Source organism: Sulfurimonas autotrophica DSM 16294 (assembly GCF_000147355.1).
In the GTDB taxonomy this organism is placed as follows: Bacteria; Campylobacterota; Campylobacteria; order Campylobacterales; family Sulfurimonadaceae; genus Sulfurimonas; species Sulfurimonas autotrophica.
In genome coordinates this window covers 142,945-165,632 of the sequence record NC_014506.1, presented here as the reverse complement: position 1 = coordinate 165,632, position 22,688 = coordinate 142,945, and the positions used below count along the sequence as shown (strand labels likewise).

General features: G+C 33.1%; 28 protein-coding genes. 9 read left to right on the top strand and 19 right to left on the bottom strand.

The genetic code is table 11. The annotated features are described in order from the left end of the window. Window positions 1-9: 9 nt before the first annotated feature. The 7 genes from SAUT_RS00840 to SAUT_RS00815 all read right to left on the bottom strand — a co-directional run bounded on the left by SAUT_RS00840 (window position 10) and on the right by SAUT_RS00815 (window position 5,508). On the bottom strand, window positions 10-519 hold the full coding sequence (locus tag SAUT_RS00840) for a hypothetical protein (protein ID WP_013325975.1): 510 nt from the start codon (window positions 517-519) through the stop codon (window positions 10-12). Continuing rightward, window positions 519-1,235, bottom strand: coding sequence for a DUF3800 domain-containing protein (locus tag SAUT_RS00835; protein WP_013325974.1), 717 nt, complete (start codon window positions 1,233-1,235; stop codon window positions 519-521). Before SAUT_RS00835 ends, SAUT_RS00840 begins: the two co-directional genes overlap by 1 nt. Continuing rightward, entirely contained in the window at window positions 1,232-2,560 is a 1,329-nt protein-coding gene (locus SAUT_RS00830) for a restriction endonuclease subunit S (RefSeq protein ID WP_013325973.1), read from the bottom strand. The genes SAUT_RS00835 and SAUT_RS00830 overlap by 4 nt, the downstream gene beginning before the upstream one ends. After that, a complete protein-coding gene (locus SAUT_RS00825; protein WP_013325972.1) occupies window positions 2,550-4,508 on the bottom strand; it encodes a type I restriction-modification system subunit M in 1,959 nt (652 codons plus the stop codon). The genes SAUT_RS00830 and SAUT_RS00825 overlap by 11 nt, the downstream gene beginning before the upstream one ends. A 191-nt stretch (window positions 4,509-4,699) precedes the next feature. Continuing rightward, complete coding sequence (locus tag SAUT_RS00820) at window positions 4,700-5,050, bottom strand: hypothetical protein (protein WP_013325970.1); 351 nt, start codon at window positions 5,048-5,050, stop codon at window positions 4,700-4,702. A 41-nt stretch (window positions 5,051-5,091) separates the two neighbouring features. Then, a complete protein-coding gene (locus tag SAUT_RS11315) occupies window positions 5,092-5,265 on the bottom strand; it encodes a hypothetical protein (RefSeq protein WP_013325969.1) in 174 nt (57 codons plus the stop codon). After that, on the bottom strand, window positions 5,266-5,508 hold the full coding sequence (locus SAUT_RS00815) for a hypothetical protein (RefSeq protein ID WP_013325968.1): 243 nt from the start codon (window positions 5,506-5,508) through the stop codon (window positions 5,266-5,268). 134 nt (window positions 5,509-5,642) lie between these two features. Between SAUT_RS00815 and SAUT_RS00810 the strand changes: the two genes are divergently transcribed. After that, the gene (locus SAUT_RS00810; RefSeq protein WP_013325967.1) at window positions 5,643-6,398 is read left to right on the top strand and encodes a restriction endonuclease subunit S domain-containing protein; all 756 of its coding nucleotides are present in this window, start codon (window positions 5,643-5,645) and stop codon (window positions 6,396-6,398) included. Window positions 6,399-6,402: 4 nt separating this feature from the next. Here the strand turns inward: SAUT_RS00810 and SAUT_RS00805 are convergent, their stop codons facing one another. Continuing rightward, window positions 6,403-6,645, bottom strand: coding sequence for a helix-turn-helix domain-containing protein (locus tag SAUT_RS00805; RefSeq protein WP_013325966.1), 243 nt, complete (start codon window positions 6,643-6,645; stop codon window positions 6,403-6,405). A gap of 128 nt (window positions 6,646-6,773) precedes the next feature. On the opposite strand from SAUT_RS00805, the gene SAUT_RS00800 reads away from it, so the two are divergent. From SAUT_RS00800 to SAUT_RS10985, 4 genes are all read left to right on the top strand, one after another. Further along, a complete protein-coding gene (locus tag SAUT_RS00800) occupies window positions 6,774-7,376 on the top strand; it encodes a hypothetical protein (RefSeq protein WP_013325965.1) in 603 nt (200 codons plus the stop codon). A 207-nt stretch (window positions 7,377-7,583) separates the two neighbouring features. Continuing rightward, entirely contained in the window at window positions 7,584-8,237 is a 654-nt protein-coding gene (locus SAUT_RS00795) for an AAA family ATPase (RefSeq protein WP_013325964.1), read from the top strand. Between the two features lie 43 nt (window positions 8,238-8,280). Continuing rightward, on the top strand, window positions 8,281-8,532 hold the full coding sequence (locus SAUT_RS00790; protein WP_013325963.1) for a hypothetical protein: 252 nt from the start codon (window positions 8,281-8,283) through the stop codon (window positions 8,530-8,532). Window positions 8,533-8,718: 186 nt separating this feature from the next. Further along, window positions 8,719-9,363, top strand: coding sequence for a sce7726 family protein (locus SAUT_RS10985; protein ID WP_169302246.1), 645 nt, complete (start codon window positions 8,719-8,721; stop codon window positions 9,361-9,363). On the opposite strand, the gene SAUT_RS00780 is transcribed toward SAUT_RS10985, so the two are convergent. The 9 genes from SAUT_RS00780 to SAUT_RS00740 form a co-directional block, all read right to left on the bottom strand. Next, window positions 9,349-10,725 (bottom strand): hypothetical protein, encoded by a 1,377-nt coding sequence (locus SAUT_RS00780; RefSeq protein WP_013325961.1) that lies wholly within the window; start codon window positions 10,723-10,725, stop codon window positions 9,349-9,351. The genes SAUT_RS10985 and SAUT_RS00780 overlap by 15 nt on opposite strands. A gap of 1 nt (window position 10,726) precedes the next feature. After that, a complete protein-coding gene (locus SAUT_RS00775; protein ID WP_013325960.1) occupies window positions 10,727-11,485 on the bottom strand; it encodes an ImmA/IrrE family metallo-endopeptidase in 759 nt (252 codons plus the stop codon). After that, window positions 11,482-11,958 carry a DUF6932 family protein gene (locus SAUT_RS10980; RefSeq protein ID WP_013325959.1) on the bottom strand — a complete coding sequence of 159 codons (477 nt, stop codon included), beginning with the start codon at window positions 11,956-11,958 and terminating at the stop codon, window positions 11,482-11,484. The genes SAUT_RS00775 and SAUT_RS10980 overlap by 4 nt, the downstream gene beginning before the upstream one ends. 222 nt (window positions 11,959-12,180) lie before the next feature. Then, window positions 12,181-13,350 carry a tyrosine-type recombinase/integrase gene (locus SAUT_RS00765; RefSeq protein ID WP_013325958.1) on the bottom strand — a complete coding sequence of 390 codons (1,170 nt, stop codon included), beginning with the start codon at window positions 13,348-13,350 and terminating at the stop codon, window positions 12,181-12,183. Window positions 13,351-13,630: 280 nt separating this feature from the next. Beyond that, on the bottom strand, window positions 13,631-14,254 hold the full coding sequence (gene bluB / locus SAUT_RS00760; protein ID WP_013325957.1) for a 5,6-dimethylbenzimidazole synthase: 624 nt from the start codon (window positions 14,252-14,254) through the stop codon (window positions 13,631-13,633). A 36-nt stretch (window positions 14,255-14,290) separates the two neighbouring features. Then, window positions 14,291-14,680 carry a hypothetical protein gene (locus SAUT_RS00755; protein ID WP_013325956.1) on the bottom strand — a complete coding sequence of 130 codons (390 nt, stop codon included), beginning with the start codon at window positions 14,678-14,680 and terminating at the stop codon, window positions 14,291-14,293. Between the two features lie 58 nt (window positions 14,681-14,738). After that, window positions 14,739-15,572, bottom strand: a complete 834-nt coding sequence (locus tag SAUT_RS00750) for a D-hexose-6-phosphate mutarotase (protein ID WP_013325955.1) — start codon at window positions 15,570-15,572, stop codon at window positions 14,739-14,741. 1 nt (window position 15,573) lies between these two features. Beyond that, the gene (locus tag SAUT_RS00745) at window positions 15,574-16,809 is read right to left on the bottom strand and encodes a sugar MFS transporter (protein WP_013325954.1); all 1,236 of its coding nucleotides are present in this window, start codon (window positions 16,807-16,809) and stop codon (window positions 15,574-15,576) included. Next, entirely contained in the window at window positions 16,802-17,629 is an 828-nt protein-coding gene (locus SAUT_RS00740) for an HAD-IIB family hydrolase (RefSeq protein ID WP_013325953.1), read from the bottom strand. The genes SAUT_RS00745 and SAUT_RS00740 overlap by 8 nt, the downstream gene beginning before the upstream one ends. Window positions 17,630-17,661: 32 nt before the next feature. Between SAUT_RS00740 and SAUT_RS00735 the strand changes: the two genes are divergently transcribed. Next, window positions 17,662-18,354: an SDR family oxidoreductase gene (locus tag SAUT_RS00735; protein WP_013325952.1), complete on the top strand. Its 693-nt coding sequence runs from the start codon at window positions 17,662-17,664 to the stop codon at window positions 18,352-18,354. On the opposite strand, the gene SAUT_RS00730 is transcribed toward SAUT_RS00735, so the two are convergent. Next, window positions 18,351-18,605, bottom strand: a complete 255-nt coding sequence (locus tag SAUT_RS00730) for a hypothetical protein (RefSeq protein ID WP_013325951.1) — start codon at window positions 18,603-18,605, stop codon at window positions 18,351-18,353. The genes SAUT_RS00735 and SAUT_RS00730 overlap by 4 nt on opposite strands. Next, the gene (gene fliS, locus SAUT_RS00725) at window positions 18,595-18,966 is read right to left on the bottom strand and encodes a flagellar export chaperone FliS (RefSeq protein WP_013325950.1); all 372 of its coding nucleotides are present in this window, start codon (window positions 18,964-18,966) and stop codon (window positions 18,595-18,597) included. The genes SAUT_RS00730 and fliS overlap by 11 nt, the downstream gene beginning before the upstream one ends. Window positions 18,967-19,117: 151 nt before the next feature. Between fliS and fliD the strand changes: the two genes are divergently transcribed. From fliD to pseC, 3 genes are read left to right on the top strand one after another with little or no spacing between them, the layout of a single operon-like run. Continuing rightward, window positions 19,118-20,491, top strand: coding sequence for a flagellar filament capping protein FliD (gene fliD, locus SAUT_RS00720; RefSeq protein ID WP_013325949.1), 1,374 nt, complete (start codon window positions 19,118-19,120; stop codon window positions 20,489-20,491). A 59-nt stretch (window positions 20,492-20,550) separates the two neighbouring features. Beyond that, the gene (pseB, locus tag SAUT_RS00715; RefSeq protein WP_013325948.1) at window positions 20,551-21,558 is read left to right on the top strand and encodes a UDP-N-acetylglucosamine 4,6-dehydratase (inverting); all 1,008 of its coding nucleotides are present in this window, start codon (window positions 20,551-20,553) and stop codon (window positions 21,556-21,558) included. Then, entirely contained in the window at window positions 21,559-22,686 is a 1,128-nt protein-coding gene (gene pseC / locus SAUT_RS00710) for a UDP-4-amino-4,6-dideoxy-N-acetyl-beta-L-altrosamine transaminase (protein WP_013325947.1), read from the top strand. Window positions 22,687-22,688 lie beyond the last annotated feature (2 nt).

Sequence of the window (22,688 nt, the reverse complement as noted above, 5' to 3'; positions counted from 1 at the left end):
TGGCAAACCTCAGTCGCCGAGAGAACTGGGGACTTTTTCCTGCTTTAATAATGCTGACCTCTCAACCATCCTTTTATAAGAATTTTTATCATGTGGAATACCTGTTACAAAATATAATTTATTTTCTTTCTGATCCAGCACAACTATGTATCGTTCGTCAATAACAGCATAAATTCTTACAGTAACTTTTTTCCCTTTTTTTGTTTTCATTTCTGAACGATACTCTAGCTTATAATCAATATTACCTGTATCTTTCATAATAACTTTTTTAATCCACAATAAATACCTAGCTCTTTTTTTACTGAATGGTATATCATGATATCCATTACTAGTTTTATAATTGCTACTTTCAGAAAAAGCATGTTCAAACTGACTGTAAGGAAAAATCACTCTTTTTCCATTAAAGTCATATATCTCTTGATTTACATATTCATCAATATAAACTTTTTTATACATCTCTTTTAATTCATCATCATTATCTGCTTTAAATCTAAGCAAGGGCCATACTTTTTCAGACATTATTGATAAGACTCCCATTTAAAGATATTGAACTTTTTTTCATTTTTTGCAGTAAATGTTTTGAGGTTTCCCATCTTAAAGTTTTTATTATTAAGAGCATTTAGTTTCTCAGCTAATGTTTGACAAAATTCAATTTTTATATCACTACTATTTCTATCGTTATACTGATAACCTACTGCACCCATAAATAAATCAGCTAACTCTATAAGAGGTTGGTTTGTCGAAGTTACTGGTTCTAAACATGATATCTTTGCTTTACCTTGAAGCTTTTTTTGAAGAAAATATTTTAAATTTCTAAATCTATGTTGATCTCGATTCTGCTGCCAATCCAAATATAAATAATATTCTTTATCATGTTCTAATGTATCTTTTAACATGAGATAGTAGAACTTATAAAAACCTAACTCTTTATCTCCATCGTTGTAGAGGTCATGATCTAATTTCTCTTTATCAACAACTATACATCTAAATGATAAATCATTATTTATAAATAGCTCTAGTAGTTCAAAGTAAAATTCTTTTTTATTAGGAGATAATCTTTTCCACCCAAATTCACCTTGTGCATTGTGCTTTTTTTTCATACTGTGTATTTGATGCACTATCTCTCTTTTTAGCTCTCTTTCACACTTTATAGCACCTATTACCATGTATCTGTCACCACCTGAGGTATGACGACTCTCATCACAATAAATATTTATTTTAAGTTTATTACTCATGCTATCTCCCTCACATCTATCTTACCAGTAACAATTGCACTAATAAGAGCTGTTCTTCTTTCTTTTAGTAGCTCTATTGCTTTGGTTGCTTTTGTAGTAAGTTTAGTAAACTTTGTTAAGCTATCATCAATATACTTAGCTATCTTCTTTTGTTCTTCTTGAGGTGGAAAAGGAGCTTGAAACTCTTTAAATGCATCACTAGGTAAACGCCATCTTCCAAATTGTGATGAGCCTTGTCCTAGAGGATAAAAGATTTTATTGATATATCCCATTTGAAGTAAAAATAAATAGTAATTTGCATCTGCATTTTTTTCAATAATTGAAAACACTCGATAATCAGGACTTGTTACTCCATCATATTTTGATAAATCCACAAAGCCAGTTAATAAGTCCATGTGATTCATTGCATAATCGCCTTTATATACATGTTGATACTTTGAATAGTCCGATGATAATTGACCTTTACCACTTTCAATATCTTTGACTTTAATTCCCTTTTGAGTTATTGACAAAATATCATATCCAAGCTTTCCAGAAATTCGTTTTCTGATTTCAAAGAGATACTTGAACTTCTTAACCTCCCAATGTTCAGGAATCTCCCCCAACCATTCAACTCCACTATCTTTCATAGGTACTGAACTGTCTAGTCCACGAGTCACAGCAGTGGATATGACAGCTTGGCGTTTCTCTTTTAGGAGTGCTATAAGTTTTGTCTGCTTTTCGATGAGGGTGTCTATCTTTGCTGTGGCATTGTCGAGGTAGTTGGCTATTGTTTGTTGCTCTTGGAAAGGGGGAATTGGCATTAAAACATCATTTAAGCTATCCATTGAAATTTTCATTCTAATAGTGTTTAATTTTCCAGTTTTTTCAGATTGCTTGACAAGTATCCCATTACCTAAACCAATTAAACTTTTTTGAAAACTTTCAGACTGAAAAATAGCATTGAAATAAGAAATATCATCTGTTGATTTTCTTGGATAGAGCATATAATACACAGGACTAACGGCTCCAAAATATTTTGAAAGCCCAACTGAACCTGCCACAACATTCATACTATTTAGGACTATATCATTAGGGTATGCCAACTTATAGGCTGTTAAATCATCTTTAGCTTTATTGCCACTATTACCTTTTTCAGAATAAGGAATCACACCTCTATACATACACAAAGATAAAATATCCTTTGTTTTAACAGGACTGTTTTTTTCTCTCCGTTCTTGTAAAATAGTCTTTAACCTTCTAACATCCCATCCGATAGGAACTTCCCCCAACCATGCAATCCCACTATCCTTATAACTAGGATACGGTTTATACTTAGATTTCACGAAGCATCTCCATTATCTCAGCATTAAGTGTCTCAAGCTCTGCATCTATCTCTTCTAGTGGTCGTGGCGGTGCGTACTCGTAAAAGTGTCGGTTAAACGGTATCTCATAGCCGACTATACCTACTTCCCCATCTTTAGCATCTCTTTTTTTCTCATCTATCCATGCTAGTGGTACATGTGGTGTTACTTCTCTTGCAAAATATTCATTTATATCTTCACTTAGAGGAATGTTCTCATAGTCTCGTAGGTCTGCATTTGCTTCTAGCTTACCTTTGGAGTCTTTGCACAGTTCTGCTTCATCATCATGCATCGAGATATGCTTCTGGACAAGCTTAAATTGGGTAGCACTAAGTTTGCTTGTCATCTTCTTACTTAACTCATTTTTGAACTCTGTTCGACTCATAATCTTATCTGACTCTATAGCTCCAAGAGCAGTAAGTATCTCCGCTCCAAGCTCTTTCATCTTCACAAATACTTTGTCATTTTGGAGTGACTCTAGTTTGTCTGCATCATGTGGGAAGTAGCTTAGTTGTAGAGATCTCTCAACGGTGATGCGTCTATAACCAAAGTCGGTAATGTTAAATATTTTAGAGATTTTAGCAGCTGCATTTTCCCCATAGATTCGCACTATGTCACTTATCTGTGTTTCATCTAGGAACTTACGCTTAGAACCTAAAGATTTTCGCATAGCATTACCCATGCTTGAAGCATTGATAAGTTGTACTTCCCCTTGTCTATGCTCAGGTTTATTATTAGAAAGTATCCAGATATAAGTAGCGATACCTGTATTGAAAAACATATCGTTAGGCATAGCAACTATTGCTTCAAGATAATCGTTCTCTAAAATATATCTTCTTATCTCACTCTCGCCACTTCCAGCACCACCAGTAAAAAGAGGTGAACCGTTAAGGATGATACCTATACGACTCCCTCCCTCTCTTTTTGGTCTCATCTTTGAAACTAAGTGTAGTAAGAATAGAAGTGAACCATCACTTACACGAGGAAGCCCTGGACCAAACCTACCGTTATATCCTTGCTCTGCATTTTCAGCTTTTACAACTTTTTCAACTTTTTTCCACTCAACACCAAAGGGAGGATTAGAGAGCATATAATCAAACTTGTTTTCCCCTAGCTGATCATCGCTCAGTGTATTGCCATGTTTGATGTTCTCTACTTGTACACCTTTGATCATCATATCTGCTTTACAGATAGCATAGGACTCACCATTTAACTCTTGACCAAAGGTTACGAGTGTTGCATCAGGGTTGAGTTCATGCACATACTCACTACCACTAGAGAGAAATCCACCAGTACCAGCTGTCGGATCATAAAGACTTCTTACAATTCCTTTTTTTGTGAGGACATCATCATCTGTAGAAAAGAGTAGTGAAGTTGTGAGCCTAACTATATCTCTTGGTGTGAAGTGCTCTCCTGCTGTCTCATTTGACTGCTCTGCAAACTTTCTGATTAACTCTTCAAATACGATCCCCATTGCATGGTTTGAAATAGTATCTGGATGCAGATCAACTGTAGCAAATTTCTCTATGATAAGATACAAAAGATTCGCTTCGTTGAGCTTGTCTATCTGAGCAGTAAATTCATACTTTTCAAATATTTCTCTAGCATTTGGACTAAAGTCGTTGATGTAACTCTCAAGGTTTTGAGAAATATTGCTAGGATCTGACATTAACTTAGTAAGTGTATATTTGGAAGTGTTGTAGAAACTATGTCCTGACTTACGAGTAAGAAACTGCTCCATAGGGATACCAAGGTTTTTTCTAGCTTCATTCTCTGTTAAAACATCATCTCTAGTAGGCTCAAGAACACACTCTAATCTTCTAAGTAGTGTAAATGGCAAAATAATCTTACCGTAATCTGATTGTTTGTAGTCACCACGAAGAAGGTCTGCTGTTGACCAGATTAGAGCTGAAATCGATTGTTCTGCCATTGATAATGTCCTATATTTTAATTATAGTCATTATATCTTTTTTATATAATATTTGGATAAGAACGAGTATTGATTTATTGTTGATCTTCATCTTTATACTTTTTGCCAAGACCAAGAACAACTGCAAAAATTACCACTCCTAAAGCAAGACTACCCATAAAAGTTACTATACCATCTTCCATATTACCTCCTCATCTAAATTTCTCACACTTATCAGCATCTACCATAAACGATTCTTTAATAAAGTAATTTTTATCTAAGCTCCATCCATCGTTAAGTGATACTCTGTAGGTGTCAGCTGATGTGTATAAGCCTCCACCACTTACACATTTAAGAGTAGCATTTTGATTTTTAAAATCATTGATATTTTGCAGAGCAGTTGTGTACTCATTATTAGCCATAAACAGGAATGCACTTATACTTGTTAATAGAAAAATATAGGATCCTACTGGTGTTCTTTTTTCCATATGACCCATTATAATCATGATAATAGCAATAAAAACAAATATACCCAGTCCTCCATAATTAAGATACTCTAACATTATTCAATCCTTTTTTCGCTTCCTTTAATTAAATGCACATTTTAGAACCAATGTCCAAACTTCTCTTCAAAGTAGTCCATCAGATATTTATACTTTTTACTAAATAAAACTATAAATGCAAATCCAATCAATAAAATGAAAAATACCAAGGTGTTAATACATCCATCTGCATCAGGTATATATTCTATACTGTTACAAAAATAATCAAATGACATTTATGCTGTTTCCAGTTGAAGGACTTCATCATATAGTGCAACTCCGTAATCAGACAAATTAATCTTAAAATAGCTCTCAATTATTGCTCCAAGCTCTGCATTAACGGTTGTTAATATCCCTTGAGATGATATATTTACTTCTTCATCTTGATAACTATAGCTAAGCAGGGAGTTGTTGTCAGTATCAAGTGCTATAGCTATGTTATATGCTTTATATATTAAGTATGTATTGATATTTTTCATATTTATTAAAATAGCTCCTAAACTATAAGACTACCAAAATATTCTATATGTAGTCTTTGTAAAAGTATACAACTAATATCTTAACTCTTCTTTAGACTACCATGTTATAATTTGTATAGTCAAAGGGTAAAAGAATGAATTTAGAAGTTAAATTAAAAGCACTGTTCCCAAATACAGAGATAGTAAAGTTAGAAGATATAACTACTAAAATAGCTGGTATATCAAAAGTAAGAGTTGGTAAGGATCGTACATATACAGATTATGATGAGATATCTCTTAATAATATTAATAAATATGGAGTGGTATATATACCAAAGAATCCAAAAGAAGTAGGACCGGCTAATTATGCTGCAATGAGATCACAAATTTTACAACCTGGTGATATAGTCATGACACAAAGAGGCAAAGTCGGTAAGGTTGGACTAATAGGCAATAATTATAAGAGAGTCATAGTTGGTAACAACTCTATGATTAGAATACAATTTCCTCACAACAGATGTAATGAAACACCGCTATTTGTGCAAGCATATTTGCAACTACCTTATATTCGAGAGTACTTAGATAATCATATCACATGTGGCTCAAAAGATAGAAAAATCTTAAGTGCAGCATCTTTATCTAAATTACCTATTCCAATGTTTAAGGAAGGAGATGGTCAATTTACAGAGTTCTTACATACTCGCAAGGAGTTGTCAATAGAAGCGGCAAGAGTTGAGAAAGAGCTCCAAGAGCTTATAGAACTATATACTAAGATAAAAGATGATTGTGTAGTACTAGGGATTAATAAGTGTGATGAACTCCAAGCGATGAATATAAAAGATAAAGGTGTTTTGTCAAAACTATCAAGGTTAAGAGAAGATCTACGAAAGATTAAGGCTAAACACTCTTGATATATTAATTCGATTTCTTTGGTAAAAAGTCTACAACTTCCATTTCAAAATAAGCGGCAATTTTACAAAGATGAAGTAAATTATACGAAACATCGTGCTTTCTAGTTTCAATTTTGGCAATATAGTTTGGAGAAGAAAAGTCCAATATCTCTGCTAGTTTTAACTGGCTTATGTCTCTTTTTTTACGCTCGATTTTAACATTCTCTACAATTTTATCAAGAAATAAATCAGGGTTAGATTCAAGCAATTATAAACACCTATAAGTTTTCGATATGTTAACTTTATAGACTACTCCAACACAAACACTTATAAGTGTTTATTAAAGTTCTATCCTGTATTATTCATCAAGTTATAATAATACTCAAAAGGAAAAAAATGTTAAAAAAAATAATAAGCACAGGAGTTGTTGCAGCAAGTATATTGCTATCAGGTTGTGGAGTAACTACTAGTTATATGACAGATTTGCATGTGCCAGATAAGAATAAGCCCGTTGTTGTTATCTTAGTTGATCAGGACTCAACTTCATTAGGTGGTGTTATGGTTGGTAGTGTTGTTAGAACAAACTATATGTATTCATTTGCAGTAGCAGCTCAAACAACTACTGATGCAGGATATAAATATTTTACAATTATAGAGCCGGTACAACTTACTAAACAGTTCACAAATAGAAAAGTAACAAATATTCAAGAAGCATATGATGCTTGTGATGATGGAGAAGGTAGTTTTATTGCTGGATTTAACCCAAAATATAATTTTACGCTAGGTCATGGCAAGTATAATTGTGATGTTATGACAAATCAATATACAGATGCAACTTTAACAGGTGGTAGTGTCGTGCATAAAAGTGTTAGATATGTAATAGAGATGCATAACGAGCCTAGAGCTAATAGTAATGCTACATTTAATGCTCAAGAGGTGCTTGACTCAAAACTAGTTAGCTCTTTAAATAGAGAGTACTTTGTTAAAAGTACACGGTAATAAATCACATATTATTTCTTAAATGCTAGAGCTACTCACCTCTAGCAAGGAATATAATTCTCTTCCATCTTATTGACTATATACAATCTATAAATTGACTTAAAAGAATAAAAATACTGTTCTTTATTTACTAATATTATGATAATATTATACTTATAATAAATAAGTTAATTACTAGTATAATACTTATTTAAAAGGAGTTTTATTATGATAGTTTTATTTGGACATCAAAAGGGAGGAGTGGGTAAAAGTACAGTCTCGATTAATGTAGCTTACCAACTTCAAAAGAAGTACAAAGATTTAGTTTTACTCGACCTTGACTCTCAAAACTCTGCAATACTTTTTAATCAACTGCGCATAAGTGAAAACTTACCAACCATTAAATGTGTCAAAGAGAGCGACATAGATTTTAGTAATTTCATTAATGAGTACTCCGGCAATAAAGAAAATCTGCTCATCATAGATAGTGGTGGATATGATAGTGATGTTAACAGAGCAGCACTTATAAAAGCAGATATCATCATTACTCCAGTAGGTATCTCTCAAATAGAGATCTTCGGTTTACAGAAGTTCAGAAAAATATTAAAAGAAGCAAGTGAAGCTCTTGATGTGAAAATTAAAACAAATGTGCTTCTAAACAATGTAGATAGTCGATCTAAAAATAAATTGAGAGACCTACGTGAGTACATTAAAGAGAATAATAAATATTTTAATTTACTAGATAGTGTAATCCATACAAGGGCAGATTACAAAAATAGTTATGGGGATGGATTAACAGTTAAAGAACTCAATAAAAAAGGTACTGCTGCTCAAGAGATTAAGCAATTAACTAAAGAGATATTAAAACTAGTAAATAATTAGTTTTTATTAAGTATAATACTAGTAATAAATAAGGATTATATAAATGGCAAAGATTAAAGATTTAGATGATCTTGATACGTCGGAGAAGACAAATAAGTTTATAGCTGCCGCTGATATGAGTAAAGGGAAAAAGAATAAAGGCGGTAGACCTAAAAAAGAAGCTAGTGAAAGAGCTAGTGAACAAATATTTATAAATGTCACATCTGGAGAGAAAGCTAAGATAGAAGCTTATGCTAAAGAACTTGGGATTAGTGTTAGCGCTTTGTGTAAGATTAGTTTGGCTAAGTTTATATAAAATGAAGTTTTACAAGAATGGTTATAAAAACAATACTAAACAAAATAGTTGGTGTGAATATATAAACTTAAAAGAACTATTTTATATACAAGACAAATACAATCAGACCGTAACAATGTAATGAAATATACAAATTTTAAGAAGGAAGATATTTTTCTACAAGAGAATAATAGATACAATTCAACTATGAAAAGAGCTGATGCACCTACTATTACCTATTCACTTATAGAGTGGTTAGATAACAGGTATGACAATAAGACTATAACAACTGAAATATCAGTTAATACTACATTTGGCACAAAAATAGCAGATGTTGTTGTCTCAAATGGTCATAGTATCGCTTACGAAGTGAAAAGTGCTTTTGATACTACGAAAAGATTAAATGCACAAGTAAATGGATTTAGTGAAATGTTTGAGTATGTTTATTTAGTATACTGGGACGGTAAATATAATTTAAAAGGCTTAAATTTACCATCTAATATAGGTTTGATAAAAGCTTATTGGAAAGATGATAAAGTTTGTTTTGGTATTGTTCAAGATGCACGGATCAATAGACTAGCAACATCTTTTAATATTGCACCATTCTTATGGAAAAAAGAACTTAGGTACTTTTTAGGATTAAAACAGCAAAAGTTTAAAATGAGTGATGATAAAGATACATTAGTAGAGTTGTTTTCTAAGAATTATGGAAAAAGAGATAGTGTTAGAATTTTTAGGTATGTTTTAAAAAATAGATTTGAGTTAGGATTTAGTGTGTTTCAAAAGCTAAAAGACTTAAAAGCCTTTAGAAGTAATAAAAGTGATATTAATTACCCACTACAATACAGCTAAAGTAGTGGCATTATGTAACATTGATAAATATTTTGCACTAGCAAGTGTAAGGGAACTAGTACGAAGTATTGTATTACATGAATTACAATGAGTAGCATCTAAAAATCTTGAATTAACTAAACCTGTTTTAACATAATTATTTATAAGCATTTGAGCAGAAAGTGTCCATTTTGCGGTACCTCTTTCTGTAGGGTGTTTTACTTTTAATATAATAATATCCATAGCATCATCATTTGCTATCAGATACAGTGATGCATTAGGCTTCATACCTATTACAAACTCTGTTGCGGTATCTCTATCATATCCACAATAGTCAGCATACCAAAGAGAACTGTCAGAGTCTTGCAGTCTGTCATAGTACCCAGATAGAGAAGTATTCGGAAATATATTCAGATGATTAATAGTAATAGAGTGTTCTTTATAGTTTGTAGTTTCCTTTGCATAAATTATTTGAATATCTGTATCGAGATTAGAAACATATTCAATAATTTCTCTTTCTCTATTTGGCTTAATACCATTAAACTCTATTATTATGCATGAACAATGAAGAATTTTTGAGAACTTCATTAGATAAGATTGTATGTTGTTTTCAAAATTATTTGTTCCCATTACCCTTAGTGTGATTTTGTCAAAATTTTCAAGTAATGCATCTGCATACTTTCCAAATTCAAGAGTAGGAGACTCTTCTGTATCTATTCTACATACAGGCATAAATAATATTTTATTCTTCAACCTTATATATTGAGAAATAATTGACTCAGGTGTTGATCTAATTTCAATCTCATCCGGAATTTCGGGAGGATTAGTTTTGTTTGTTTTTCTTAAAAGCTTAATGTCCTCCCTTTCCTGATGATTAGCGACTGTGTGTAAATCACACAAGTCTAAGATATGAGGAAAATAAAAATTATCTTTTTCATATTTTACTATTTGCTTTTCTTTTCGTATGTCTATTAGTGGAAGTATTTGCTTATTAGCTTGAGGAATAATACAAGATAATAAGTCAATCGTTCTATTCGTATATTTTACAAGAGGTACGTATGTAGCTATAACATTAGATGTAGACGATGGTATACTATCTCCCATTTCTACTATTTGAACAACAACCGCATCATCAATCAGATCATCACATAATAATTGGTATTCCACACCATTTAATGACGATGATATATGTAACTTATAACTAGTCTCTTGTTCATCTTCAAAGCTATGTTCATTTTCAACAATGGATTCTTTAACTGTAGTTGCAGTAATATCAAATGCTGGTATCTTAGTGGAAAAAATCATTGTACTATCTTTAAGAACACTAATATCACTATCCCCAAATGAAAGAATATCTATCTTGTCGGAGTCTATTAATTCCATATTACCATCCTCTATTTTGTATATTAATATCGTCGAGAACTTTTCCACTATTTAAAAGTCCATAGTCTACAAGTGAAATTCGGATTACTGGTCGTGATACTTGAAATAAATCTTTTAGAAGTGAAGCATTGATAGCTTTTCCAGATGGAAGTTTATTTAAAATTTTATCAAGTATAAAGCGAGGGACAAGAAGTTCTCCAGCAAAATTATTTGCTTCTTGCTCTTTTTCAAAATCATCAGTTTGAGCAGATAGTCTTGCAGCGGATATTACAGGTTTATAACTAGTGTTATTTGCAATTATAGGTTCATCTACAACACTTTCATAGTCTGTAAATTCAAGGCTTAATCCTTTGGAAAAATGTAAAAAAACATGGCCGAGCTCATGTGCAATTGTAAACTTATCTCTAAAATGATTAGAAGGTTTATATGTAATAATAATTTGATCTTCATAGAAGTCACATTTACCAATGCCTTCACTAAGATGAAAATCTTTCTTGATTTTAATCCCTAAAAAATCAGCAATATGAAAAGGATCAACAGCTGAGCTATGTTTCTCCGAATAAATTGCTTTAATAACATCTTCGGCATTATCAAATGATGGCATTATTCGTGAGTATGCCTTTGCAATAGAGAGGGCATATAATTCTTCATCTTGAGCTAGCATATAAAGTAGCATTTCATCACTAGGGTGATCGACTAAAAGTTGTTTAGTGGTGGTAATCATTTTTTTTATATCATTAAGTTGTTCTTCTAACTTCATGTGTATGTTACCTCAATTAATGCTTTTGGATTGTTATCTCTATCAGATCCAAATTGTTTTTTCCAATATGCTTTTCTTTCTACCATTTTAACATAATAAGGATGTTCTTCAGGAAATACAAGCACATTGTATCCATCAATGTTATATTGTTTTTTTGGAAAATGATTAGATCTATTCATATCAAAATTAGCTAGTTCGCTTTTAAAATCTATATATTCAATAAAATTAACTAAATCAATATCTTCTGGATTTAATTTCGTTGTAGTGAAACTCCCTGCTAGCCATTGGATAAGAGGTTTCATAAGTAAATTTTTCAAACTATGCGAATAAATATTGTATTTTTTCCAGTTTAAAGGTCGTGTTTGAGAATCTTCAAAATTAGTAACAAAATACTCTTCACATTCACTCTTGAGTAAAGGAACGATTTTATATGGAGAAGGATTTCCAATGTGATCAAAAGTTATTTTACTCAATATTTTGTCCTTTGGATATTCAAGTTGCAGTTAAAATATTATAATATGTTAACAGTTGAACTTAACTTAAATATCAAAATTTAATTTTTCTAAGAGGAAGTGATAGTAGTGTAAACAAGTCCGATAAGTCGTACAAGTCCTAAATAGTTCTGTAGTCTGATTTAAACCATATATCAAGTGATACAACTTTTATATTAATAAAAATTATTAAGTCATTTAATCTTAAAAATAATCATTCAAAACATTATTAACAGTATTTAGATTAGTCTTAGCATATCTAGTAGTGACATGCACCGAGCTATGTCCCATTGTTTTACCAACAGCTTCCAAAGAAAAACCTTTATTGATCATTGTATTGCCTAGAAGATGGCGAGTGTCATGTATTCGCATTTTATCTATATCTAATCTGTCAATAACTATTTTCCAGTGTCGTCGAAATGTTTCTTGACTTAGAGGTTTATTTGGGTCTTTCTGAGCCACAAAAATTAAACCAGTTTTTTTTGGATGATAAGATAATAGGAAATCTTCTAATACTGGAGGAATAGGGAACTCGAGAGTTCGTCTATTCTTCGCATATATGGAATCAATAGTATATGTTTTTTTATGAAAGTGTATATTGCGCCAATCTAGTGTTAGAACTTCATTTAAACGTCTGCCGGAATATAAGAAAAGCATTACCCCTTTAAATTTTGCTAGTTCATAGTTGTTTATAGCTTCAAAAAGTTTTTTACGCTCATCATCACTGAGTTCAAAATCTATAGTATTGTCAAATTTTGGTATCTCAATATTAATAGCTGGATTTATTTTAGTTATGTTCGATTTAATAAAATAGTTATAAAGAGCTCTTATCTGTTGCTTTACACTTTGAGCAGTACGAGTAGCATAAGGTTTTTTAGTTTTAGGATTACTGCTTCTTAGAATTAAATTGACGATATCTTGTAAATCCCTAGTTGTTACTTTTTCAAAATTAATCTCACCAATTTGTTCTCTTATCCATTTGTCATAAAAAGTAGTATTTGTGACTTTAGTATCTGGACTCCATATAGAACTTTTATAAAAGACATACTCATCCCAGTACTCACTTAAAGTTTTGAAATCTTTTTTCTTAATTATTCCAGTTTCTTCTATTTCAACTTTTAGTTCAGCTCTAGTTGCTATTGCTTTTTTGATGGCTTGAAGTCCAGTTATATTATTATAAGATACGGTTTCTTTCTTTTGTTTATTTCTAAAGTAGAATTTGAGTACTATGCTGATAGATTCATAGTCTAATTTTTTAAGATCATCTTTATTAATCTCTTTTTTAGAGAAAATATTAGAATCATCTTTTAGATATAATCCTGTTGTATCTAGTCTAGATATATTAATTTTTTTTAAAGAATCGTTTAGTGCCATTTATATTCCTATTTTTAAGAAGGGTACGGTTTGGGTACGGTTTTAGATATAAAACCATATAACACTATAGCATAATGATATTAATAGAAGCCCAAGAAATAGGCTATGTACAACATGGTATTACTAGGTATAATATATAGATATCAGACTTAGGATCTGGTGCCGCAAGGTGTGAAGGTTCAAGTCCTTTCATCCGCACCATCCCTTAATGATGGGTATCATAGACTTTCTTAACAACTTATTTCCCTCTTAAATATTCAATCCATTACATGTAAAGATACTAGATAAAACTCACGCACTCATCGAATTTTTTCTCTTCTTCCCAACCTAGCATCTTTAACTCAGGAGACTTAAAAAATTCATCTACATAACCTACACACAAATAAGCAATAAGCTTTGTTTCTTTAGGTGCATTAATTGACTTTAGAACCTCTTGTTCATTCAAGATACTAACCCAGCCAAGCCCAATATTTAAAGCCCTTGCCATTAACCACATATTTTGAATAACACAAACAACGCTATACTCACCCATACTTTTCATACTGGTCATTCCTAAAATATCTTCAGCGCTCTCATCGTATAAAACAACAATATTAATAGGTGCTTCTTTAATACCTTCAAGTTTTAATTTTTGGTATAAATTTTTGTTTTTAAAAATCTCTTTTGCTTTTTCATTTTCATTTTGAAAGTTATTCAAAATTTCTTCTTTTATATTTTCATCTTTTATAACTATAAATTTCCAGGGTTGAGAATAGCCTACAGAGGGGGCAGTTAAGGCAGCTTCTAGTATAAGTTGAAGGTTTTTATCTTCTATCTCTGTATTTAAAAAATGATTTCCTCGCACATCGCGTCTGTTTTTCATAATATTTAAAAGAATCTTTGTATCGTTTGTATTAAATTCCATATGCAATTATATCTTAGTCTATTGTATTGAAACTCTTTAAAAAGAGTAATTCATAGCCAATCCCAGGTATTTGCCTTCAGTTTCTGATTCTTGTACTATAGGTGATAAGATGTATTCATCAGCTACCCAAGCTCCAAGAGCTGAACCAAGAAGATGCGCACCAAGGTCAAGAAGTTGTCCGCCGGCATTGCCATCTTCGATATACTGAATTGTTTGGTCGACTACGCCGTATACTGCACTAATCCCAAAGCCTATTATCTTACGGTTTTGTTTATATTCATCAAATTGATTTACTACTGCTGTTGCACCAGCACCCAATGCCGTCCCACCAAGAAAATGACTCCCCTCACTGCTTAGTGTGTCGTCCGTTGCATGTAACTGCATAGACATAATCACACCACAAATAAATAGTATACTTTTTTTCACTCTTACTTCCTTCTTTTTTTAATGATGTCATTATACTAAAAAGAATAAAAAAACCTTGTTAAGTGTATATTACTTCCAAGGAGTAAGTTTCCTTAGGCTTAATGATTTGAAAATCATCAAAAGCATTTGCACTCTCAATACATACAAACTTTTTATACCCTTGAGCATCCATCGCACTCATAGTTTTACATTTGTCAATCCATGGATTCCAGATAATGACGGAGGATGAATTTTCACTTTTAATACTTGTCTTTTTTTTCAAATCATGTAAAATTATTTCATTACTTACATTTTCGTACACCCTGTCAACTTCTTGATTTATTCTCAAATTTTCTTTTTGTACTTTTTTTTCATTATCCAGTATATCAAGATATGTTTTCCCTTTTAAGCCTTCAATAATGATATTGTGGATATCTGAGACTTGGAAATATGTATGAAAAGCCTGTGTCAGAAAAAATGCTTTTGTATCGGTATTGGTTGTTATCATCTCAATTTTCAGCCTATTTGTTATGGTAAATATTATTTGTAATTCAAATTTAAAATCCCATATTTTACGACTTTTTTCGCTCTCTTGCAGGCGTAGATAAACTTTTGTCTGTTCTAAACTTAACTCTTGAACTTTTTCAAGTTCAAACAAAAACACTCTTACAAATCCATGCTGAGGCAAAGTGTCATCAAGATTGCCAAATCTCGGCCAGCAAATCGGAATACCGCCCCGAATAGCACTGCCGTTTTCAAATTTGCTTGATGCACTCAGCCAAAGAAATTCTTCTTGCTCTTTTACTTTGTATGAGAATATATGCGCACCCTGCAGGGCTATTTTTGCATAGGCAGATTCATTTTTGACTTCTAAATATTCAAAGCCATTGTCGAACTGCTTAAGTGCATACATACTATGCTCTCCAACCCGTCATTTTATGCCATTTAAGTCCATAGAATAAGATCATTACATAACAAACAATACCGACCAGATATGACATCTGCATATCTGCCGTTATTTGTGCCACTTTTCCAAAGACAAGCGGTAAAACTGCCCCTCCGGCTATTGCCATAATGAGCAGTGCACTTCCTTTAGCCGTATGTTTGCCCAAATCTTGCAGTGCTAAAGGCCAGATAGTCGGCCAGACAAGTGCATTTGCAAGACCCAGCATTGCCACAAAGGCCACACTGTCAGGGAGCCCTGTGATGATGTGTGACTCGGTTGTAGAGCTAAAAGCCACCCCGAATAAGAAAAAAATGCCTAAAAGGGCAGAAGAAACAAGTGCTTTTTCCTGCGATAAAAACTTCGGTATAAAAAAGACGCCTACAAGATAGCCCGCAACCATAAAGCTCATAGTATAAGCAGTTAGTGCTGTTGCATTGGCAATGCCCAGACTTTGCCCGTAAAGCCCTATGGTATCACCTGCAATAACTTCTATACCTACATAAAAAAAGAGTGCCAAAGCACCTAAAACGACACGAGGAAAACCAAAAATATTTTCATCATCATAAGGATCATCTTCAAATTCCAATTCAGGCAAAGAGGAGAACCAGACAAACAGCGTTAAAACTAAAAGCATAATTGACATAATGATGTAGGGTTTTATAAGTTTGTATGCCAGTTCTTGCGTATTTGTGCTTACCAGCTGAGAGCTTGAGCCAATATCTGAGAGTATTAATGCCGTAAAAAGCAGCGGAGCCAAAACACCTGCACTTTTGTTTATAAGTCCCATTATACTTATGCGCATAGCTGCTGATTCTATAGGACCAAGTAAAACTATGTAGGGATTTGAAGCGGTTTGCAGTATTGTCAGTCCTGTTCCAAGTGTAAAAAGTGCCGCTAAAAAAACTAAAAATTCACCGCTAAGAGCTGCAGGAATAAAAAGCAAAGAGCCTAAACTCATCACAAAAAGTCCCAGTGCCATCCCTTTTTTGTACCCTGTTTTTTCTAAAATCACAGCCATCGGCAAAGCCATTACAGTATAAGCAATATAAAAAGCAAAGGTAACAAAAAGTGCTTCAAACTCATTTAAGTCACATATAACTTTTAAATAGGGAATCAGCGAGCCGTTGAGCCATGTCACAAAACCAAATATAAAAAATAACACACCTATAATAATCATAGCCAAAAAACTTGACTGCTTATGCATTTTTAACCTCCGCAAGATACTTCGCCACTCCGTCTTCATCATTCGTATGTTTTAACACTATATCCGCTCGACGCTTTACACCCTCTTGGGCGTTTGCGACTGCAACTGAAGTATTTGCAAGTTCAAACATACCGATGTCATTAAAATTATCGCCAAATACTGTTAGCTTCTTCAAATCAAAACCGGCTGCTTCGCTCACACTCTGTATGCCGTGAGATTTGTCGGCATCTTTATGTAGGATGGTCAAAAAATAGCAGCCGACATAAGCTTCAGGAGCTAAAATGAATTTTAAATTATCTTCGTATATTACTTTTAAATTTGATTCTAATTCTCTCAAAAGAGTCTCATCCCCCATATAAACAATTTTGAAATTATTTTGCATGGCTCTTAAATCTTTAAAAGACTGTGTATGATCGTCATTTACATAGCGTTTGATGATTTCACTTTGATAGTTGTTAAGTGCCGTAGAATAAGAAAATGCCTCATTAAGTTCATTATCAACCAAAGAAAGCACAAAAGGGTAAATACCAAGTTTTGCACCCTCATCTATAATCTCATCAGCAGTATCTTTAGCGATAAATTTTGTATCTATAATTTTTTTATCCATCGTAGCAATGAGCGCACCATCCAGCAGTATCATAGGTGCATTTACTGAAACACCTTCTAAAAATTGTACCGTTTTTTTATATGTTCTTGCCGTTGCAATAGATAAAATTGACTCAGAGGCATACGAGTTCCATATTTTTTTAGTATAATCACTCAAAGACAAATCAGTCCGTAAAAATGTGTGATCCAGGTCTGTTATGTAAATATTTTTCATACATGTAGTATATCAAAATTGTGGAGTAAAATTTGAAAACAGCTATAGTTACAGGCGCAAGCAGCGGCATAGGAAAAGCAATAACAAACAAATTGCTAACATTTGGGTTTGAAGTTATAGGTGTTAGCAGAAGCATAAAAGATGATGATTTTAACCATGCATATTTTCGCGCCGTTACATGTAATCTTGCAGAAGAAAAAGATACAATAAAGCTATGCGAAAAATTAAAAAAAGAAGATATATTTATACTTATAAACTGTGCCGGATTCGGTCGTTTTGAACCGCATGAAGAGTTACATGTAAACATCATCAGTAGTATGACCTTTGTAAATCTCACAGCACCAATGTTACTTACAAATGCACTTCTGCGTTCACTCAAAGAAAACGAAGGTTACCTCATCAACATTAACTCCATCGAAGCCCTGCGTGCGAGCAAATTTGCAGCTGTTTACTCTGCTACAAAAGCAGGTCTCAAAGCCTTTGGCGACGCACTCTTTGAAGAAACAAGAAAAAGTGCACTCAGCATCACAAACATCAATCCTGATATGACTGAAAGTCATTTTTATGATGAACTACGGTTTGAGACAAGTCAAAAAGAAGATGAGAAACTGTTCGCATCAGACATTGCCGATACTGTAGAGCATATACTAAACATGCGAAAAGGTGCAGTGGTAAGTGAGTACACCATAAGAAGTTTAAAATTCGGTATAAGTAAAAAAGTCTAAGAAGTGATGTCAAATTTGGCAGTCGCATCTGCTTGTGTAGAATTTAGAAAATCCTTATTTTTTTGAATTTGTTTCATCGACAATGCTGTTTCATTTTTCAATATTGTGAAAATATTAGCCGCCTCTTTTAGCAAACAAGAAGCCTCCAACATCTCCTGTTTTTTTTTAAACAAAGGGATATTGTCCAACAAATCATTTACTTGCTTTAAATCTTGCTGAACGAGAGCAATCTTAAGTTGCTTAATCCACATCCGTACTTTCTCTCCACGCTTCCAAAAGCCCTTTAAATACATTTGTGCATTCATCTATTTTGCTCACATCATTTTCCAGACTTGCAGCACCTAAAAGCTTAATTTCATACGAATAAAGCCCTTCTAGGTATTCTGATATTTGCCCCTCTTTCATATCTAAAATAGAAATGAGTTCGGAAATAATGGATATTGAACGGTTAACCCAATAAACTTTTTTCTCAGTATTTCCGTCATTAATCGCTTTTTTTGTCTGTGCGTTAAAACGCAATACACCCTCATACAACATCTCTATAAGTTTTTTTGGCGATTCTATTCCTACGTTGTTTTGTGCATAAGTATTATAAGCTGTCCCTGCATACATATTCAATCCTTTGTCAATTTCTTTATTTATGTGAAATATATCGACAAGGCATTTTTTTTCTTTAGCAATTTTTTAGTAAAATACTAAAATTAAATATATTTAAAAAATAGCCGATATAGAGCTAATAATTAGGTATACAAAAGGATTTATTATGGCTGGCATAAACTCACTTGGAATCGGTTCTCAGGTTTTAACCGCAGATGTTTTAGACAAACTACGTGCAGCAGATGAAGCTAGTATCATTAAACCCTTAGAAAACAAAATAACTCTTTCAAATCAAAAAGATGATGCATACAAACTTCTTGATTCACTTATGACAACATTCAAAAGTAGTGCTTCAACCCTTAGCAGTGAAAACACTTATCTTGGACGTGCTGTAAGTGGAAACACTGATGCAGTAACAATTACAGCAGAGAGCGGCTCAGATGTATCTAACTTTAACATCACCAATGTCTCTATAGCACAAAAAGATGTTTGGAATGCAGCTACAGTTACTGATAAAACAAAAGCAATTACAGACTTAGGGAGTGGTACATTCTCTCTTACAACGGATGGAAATACTTTTGATGTAGACTACACTTCAGCTGATACACTCGAGACTGTACGAGACAAAATCAACGAAGCAGCCGGAGATAAAGTAACAGCTTCTATACTCCAAACAGGTGAGAGTTCTTATGAATTGACTATCACTTCTGATACAACCAATCAAGCTATCACCTTTAGTGATACAAATGATGATAGTGATGCAAATGCCAAAAGTTTAAAAACTTCACTCAACCTCAACAATATCCAGCCAGCAAAAGAAGCAACATTTGACTATAATGGTATCACGATTACTAGATCTACAAATGAGATATCAGATCTTCTCAACGGTGTGAAAATAACACTTAACCAAGATCAAGCAGCGACAGATAATGCAAACATAAGTATCGCTCAAAACACAACAGCAATATCAAGTGAAATGTCACTTTTTGTTTCAAGTTATAATGCACTTATATCAAACCTGGACGATATGACTAAGTCTGATAGAGAAACCGGTGCTGTAGGTATTTTTAATGGAGAAAGCTTTGTCAAGTCTATCTCTAGAGAGATTTCTAGTGTCGTAACTGAAGTTGCAGGAAGTAATGGAAACTCTTTAATTGACTACGGTATTGATATAGATAGACATGGAGTTATGAGTTTAAACACGTCCACATTAAATGCAAAAATTGCTTCTGATCCATCCGGTATGGAGTTATTTTTCCGTGGTGATTCAACAACAGATGGAGTTTTCACAACACTCAATGATAAAATGAATGATTATCTCGGTTATAAAAAACTAATGAGTAACTTTTCAGATCAATTAAAAAGCGAAAAAGATAGTCTTGTAGAACAACATACTCGTCAAACTGACAGTCTAGATAACAGATATGAAATACTACAGAAAAAATTTATCGCCTATGATGCGATGATTAGCAGAATAAACTCTCAGTTTTCATCACTTCAGATGATGATTGATGCAGAAGCAAATAGTAAAAATAATTAATCTTTACAATGAGGAACTATTATTGCTAAATAAGAGACAAATTATTAATGGATAACTGAATGCTCAATGGAAAAAACATACTCATAACTGGTGGTACAGGCAGTTTTGGTAAACAGTTTGTACGAACTATACTCAATAGATATGAACCTAATAAAATTATTATTTATTCAAGGGATGAGCTTAAACAGTTTGAGATGGCACAAAAATACAATCATGACTGCATGCGCTATTTCATCGGAGATGTAAGAGATTTACCTCGTCTACAAAAAGCGATGAAAGATGTTCATTTTGTTGTTCATGCAGCAGCTCTCAAACATGTCCCTATTGCAGAATACAATCCAATGGAATGTATTAAAACAAATGTAATGGGTGCCCAAAATATTATTGATGCATGTATAGATAATGAAGTGCCTTACACTATAGCTCTTTCAACCGACAAAGCAGCAAGTCCTGCTAACCTCTATGGTGCAAGTAAACTTGTTTCAGACAAACTCTTTGTTGCAGCTAATAATTTACGTGGAAATCATGATATTAAATTTTCCGTTGTTCGCTACGGAAATGTTCTAGGTTCACGTGGATCTGTAATACCATTTTTTGAAAAGCTCATCAAAGAGGGAGCGACTTCACTGCCTATTACAGAACCCAATATGACGCGCTTTTGGATTACTCTGCAAGAAGGTGTTGATTTTGTTTTAAAAAACTTTGCAAGAATGCAGGGTGGTGAGATATTTATTCCTAAAATTCCCTCAATGAAGATGACAGATATGGCAAAAGCAATAGCCCCAAATCTTCCACAAAATATTATAGGTATTCGCCCAGGTGAAAAACTTCATGAAGTAATGTGTCCTCTTGATGATTCTCATCTTACTTTAGAATTTCATGATCATTTTGTCATTAAGCCAAGTATCACTTTCTCCGCACCAATAGACTATACAAAAAATACATTAGAAGAGTATGGAAAAAGTGTCAAACAAGGATTTGAATATAATTCAAAAGAAAATACCATATGGCTTTCTCATGAGGAATTGCTCCAAAAACTTCAGATAGCCAAAGAAGAAGAAAAGTAGATGCTCAGTTACTCTACACAACTTATTGATGATGCTGATATTACTGCAGTTGTTGATACTCTCAAAGGTGATTTACTTGCACAGGGTCCAAAAGTTGCTCAATTTGAAAATGATTTATGCCAATACGCTGGGGCAAAATATGCCGTAGCCTTTAACTCAGCGACCTCAGCGTTAAGTGCTACTTATAGTGTCTGTGGAATAAAAGAGGGGGATGAAATCATTACAACTCCTATCAGCTTTGTAGCCACTTCAAATATGTTTGTTACCTTGGGTGCTACTCCCATCTGGTGTGATATAAAACTTGATGGCAATATTGATGAAAAACAAATTGAAAAACTTATTACACCAAGAACAAAAGCCATTGTCGTAGTTGACTTTGCGGGTAAACCTGTAGAAATACAACAGATAAAAGAGATTGCCAAAAAATATAATCTACTACTCATCGATGATGCTTCCCATGCTCTTGGCTCCTCTATAGATGGTAAAAAGATAGGCTCTTTTACAGATATGAATATCTTTAGTTTCCATGCTATTAAGCCTATAACTACAAGTGAAGGAGGTGCAGTACTTACTGACAATGAAGAATATGCTACAGCTTTAAAACTCTACCGTTCTCATGGAATGGTAAAAAAAGAGTTTTGGAATTCAGATATGGTAAGCATGGGCTACAATTTTCGTATGACAGAAGTAGCTGCAGCGCTTGGCAGTTCTCAACTTAACAAGCTTGATGCATTTATACGCAAAAGAAATGCAATAGCTAACTACTTTGATGAACGATTTAAAAGTGAAAAGTTGTTTATCACGCAAAAGATTCCAAAGAATTCTATAAGTTCAAGACACCTCTACCCTATTATCTTAAACCCTGAACTTCAATGTCCAAAAGAGGATATATTTCAAGAGCTTCAAAAAAGAGGTTTAGGTGTACAAGTCCATTACAAACCTATCTATCAAAATAGTTTTTACAAAGAAAAATTTGGTGAGACTTCTCTCCTCGTTGCCAATGATTTTTACCGCTCGGAAATCTCTATACCCTGTAATCAAACAATGAGTATGGATGATGCAAAGTATGTGGCTGACACCTTTTTAGATGTCATTCATAAGTATGCACATAGAGGATGTAGTTTTTAAGC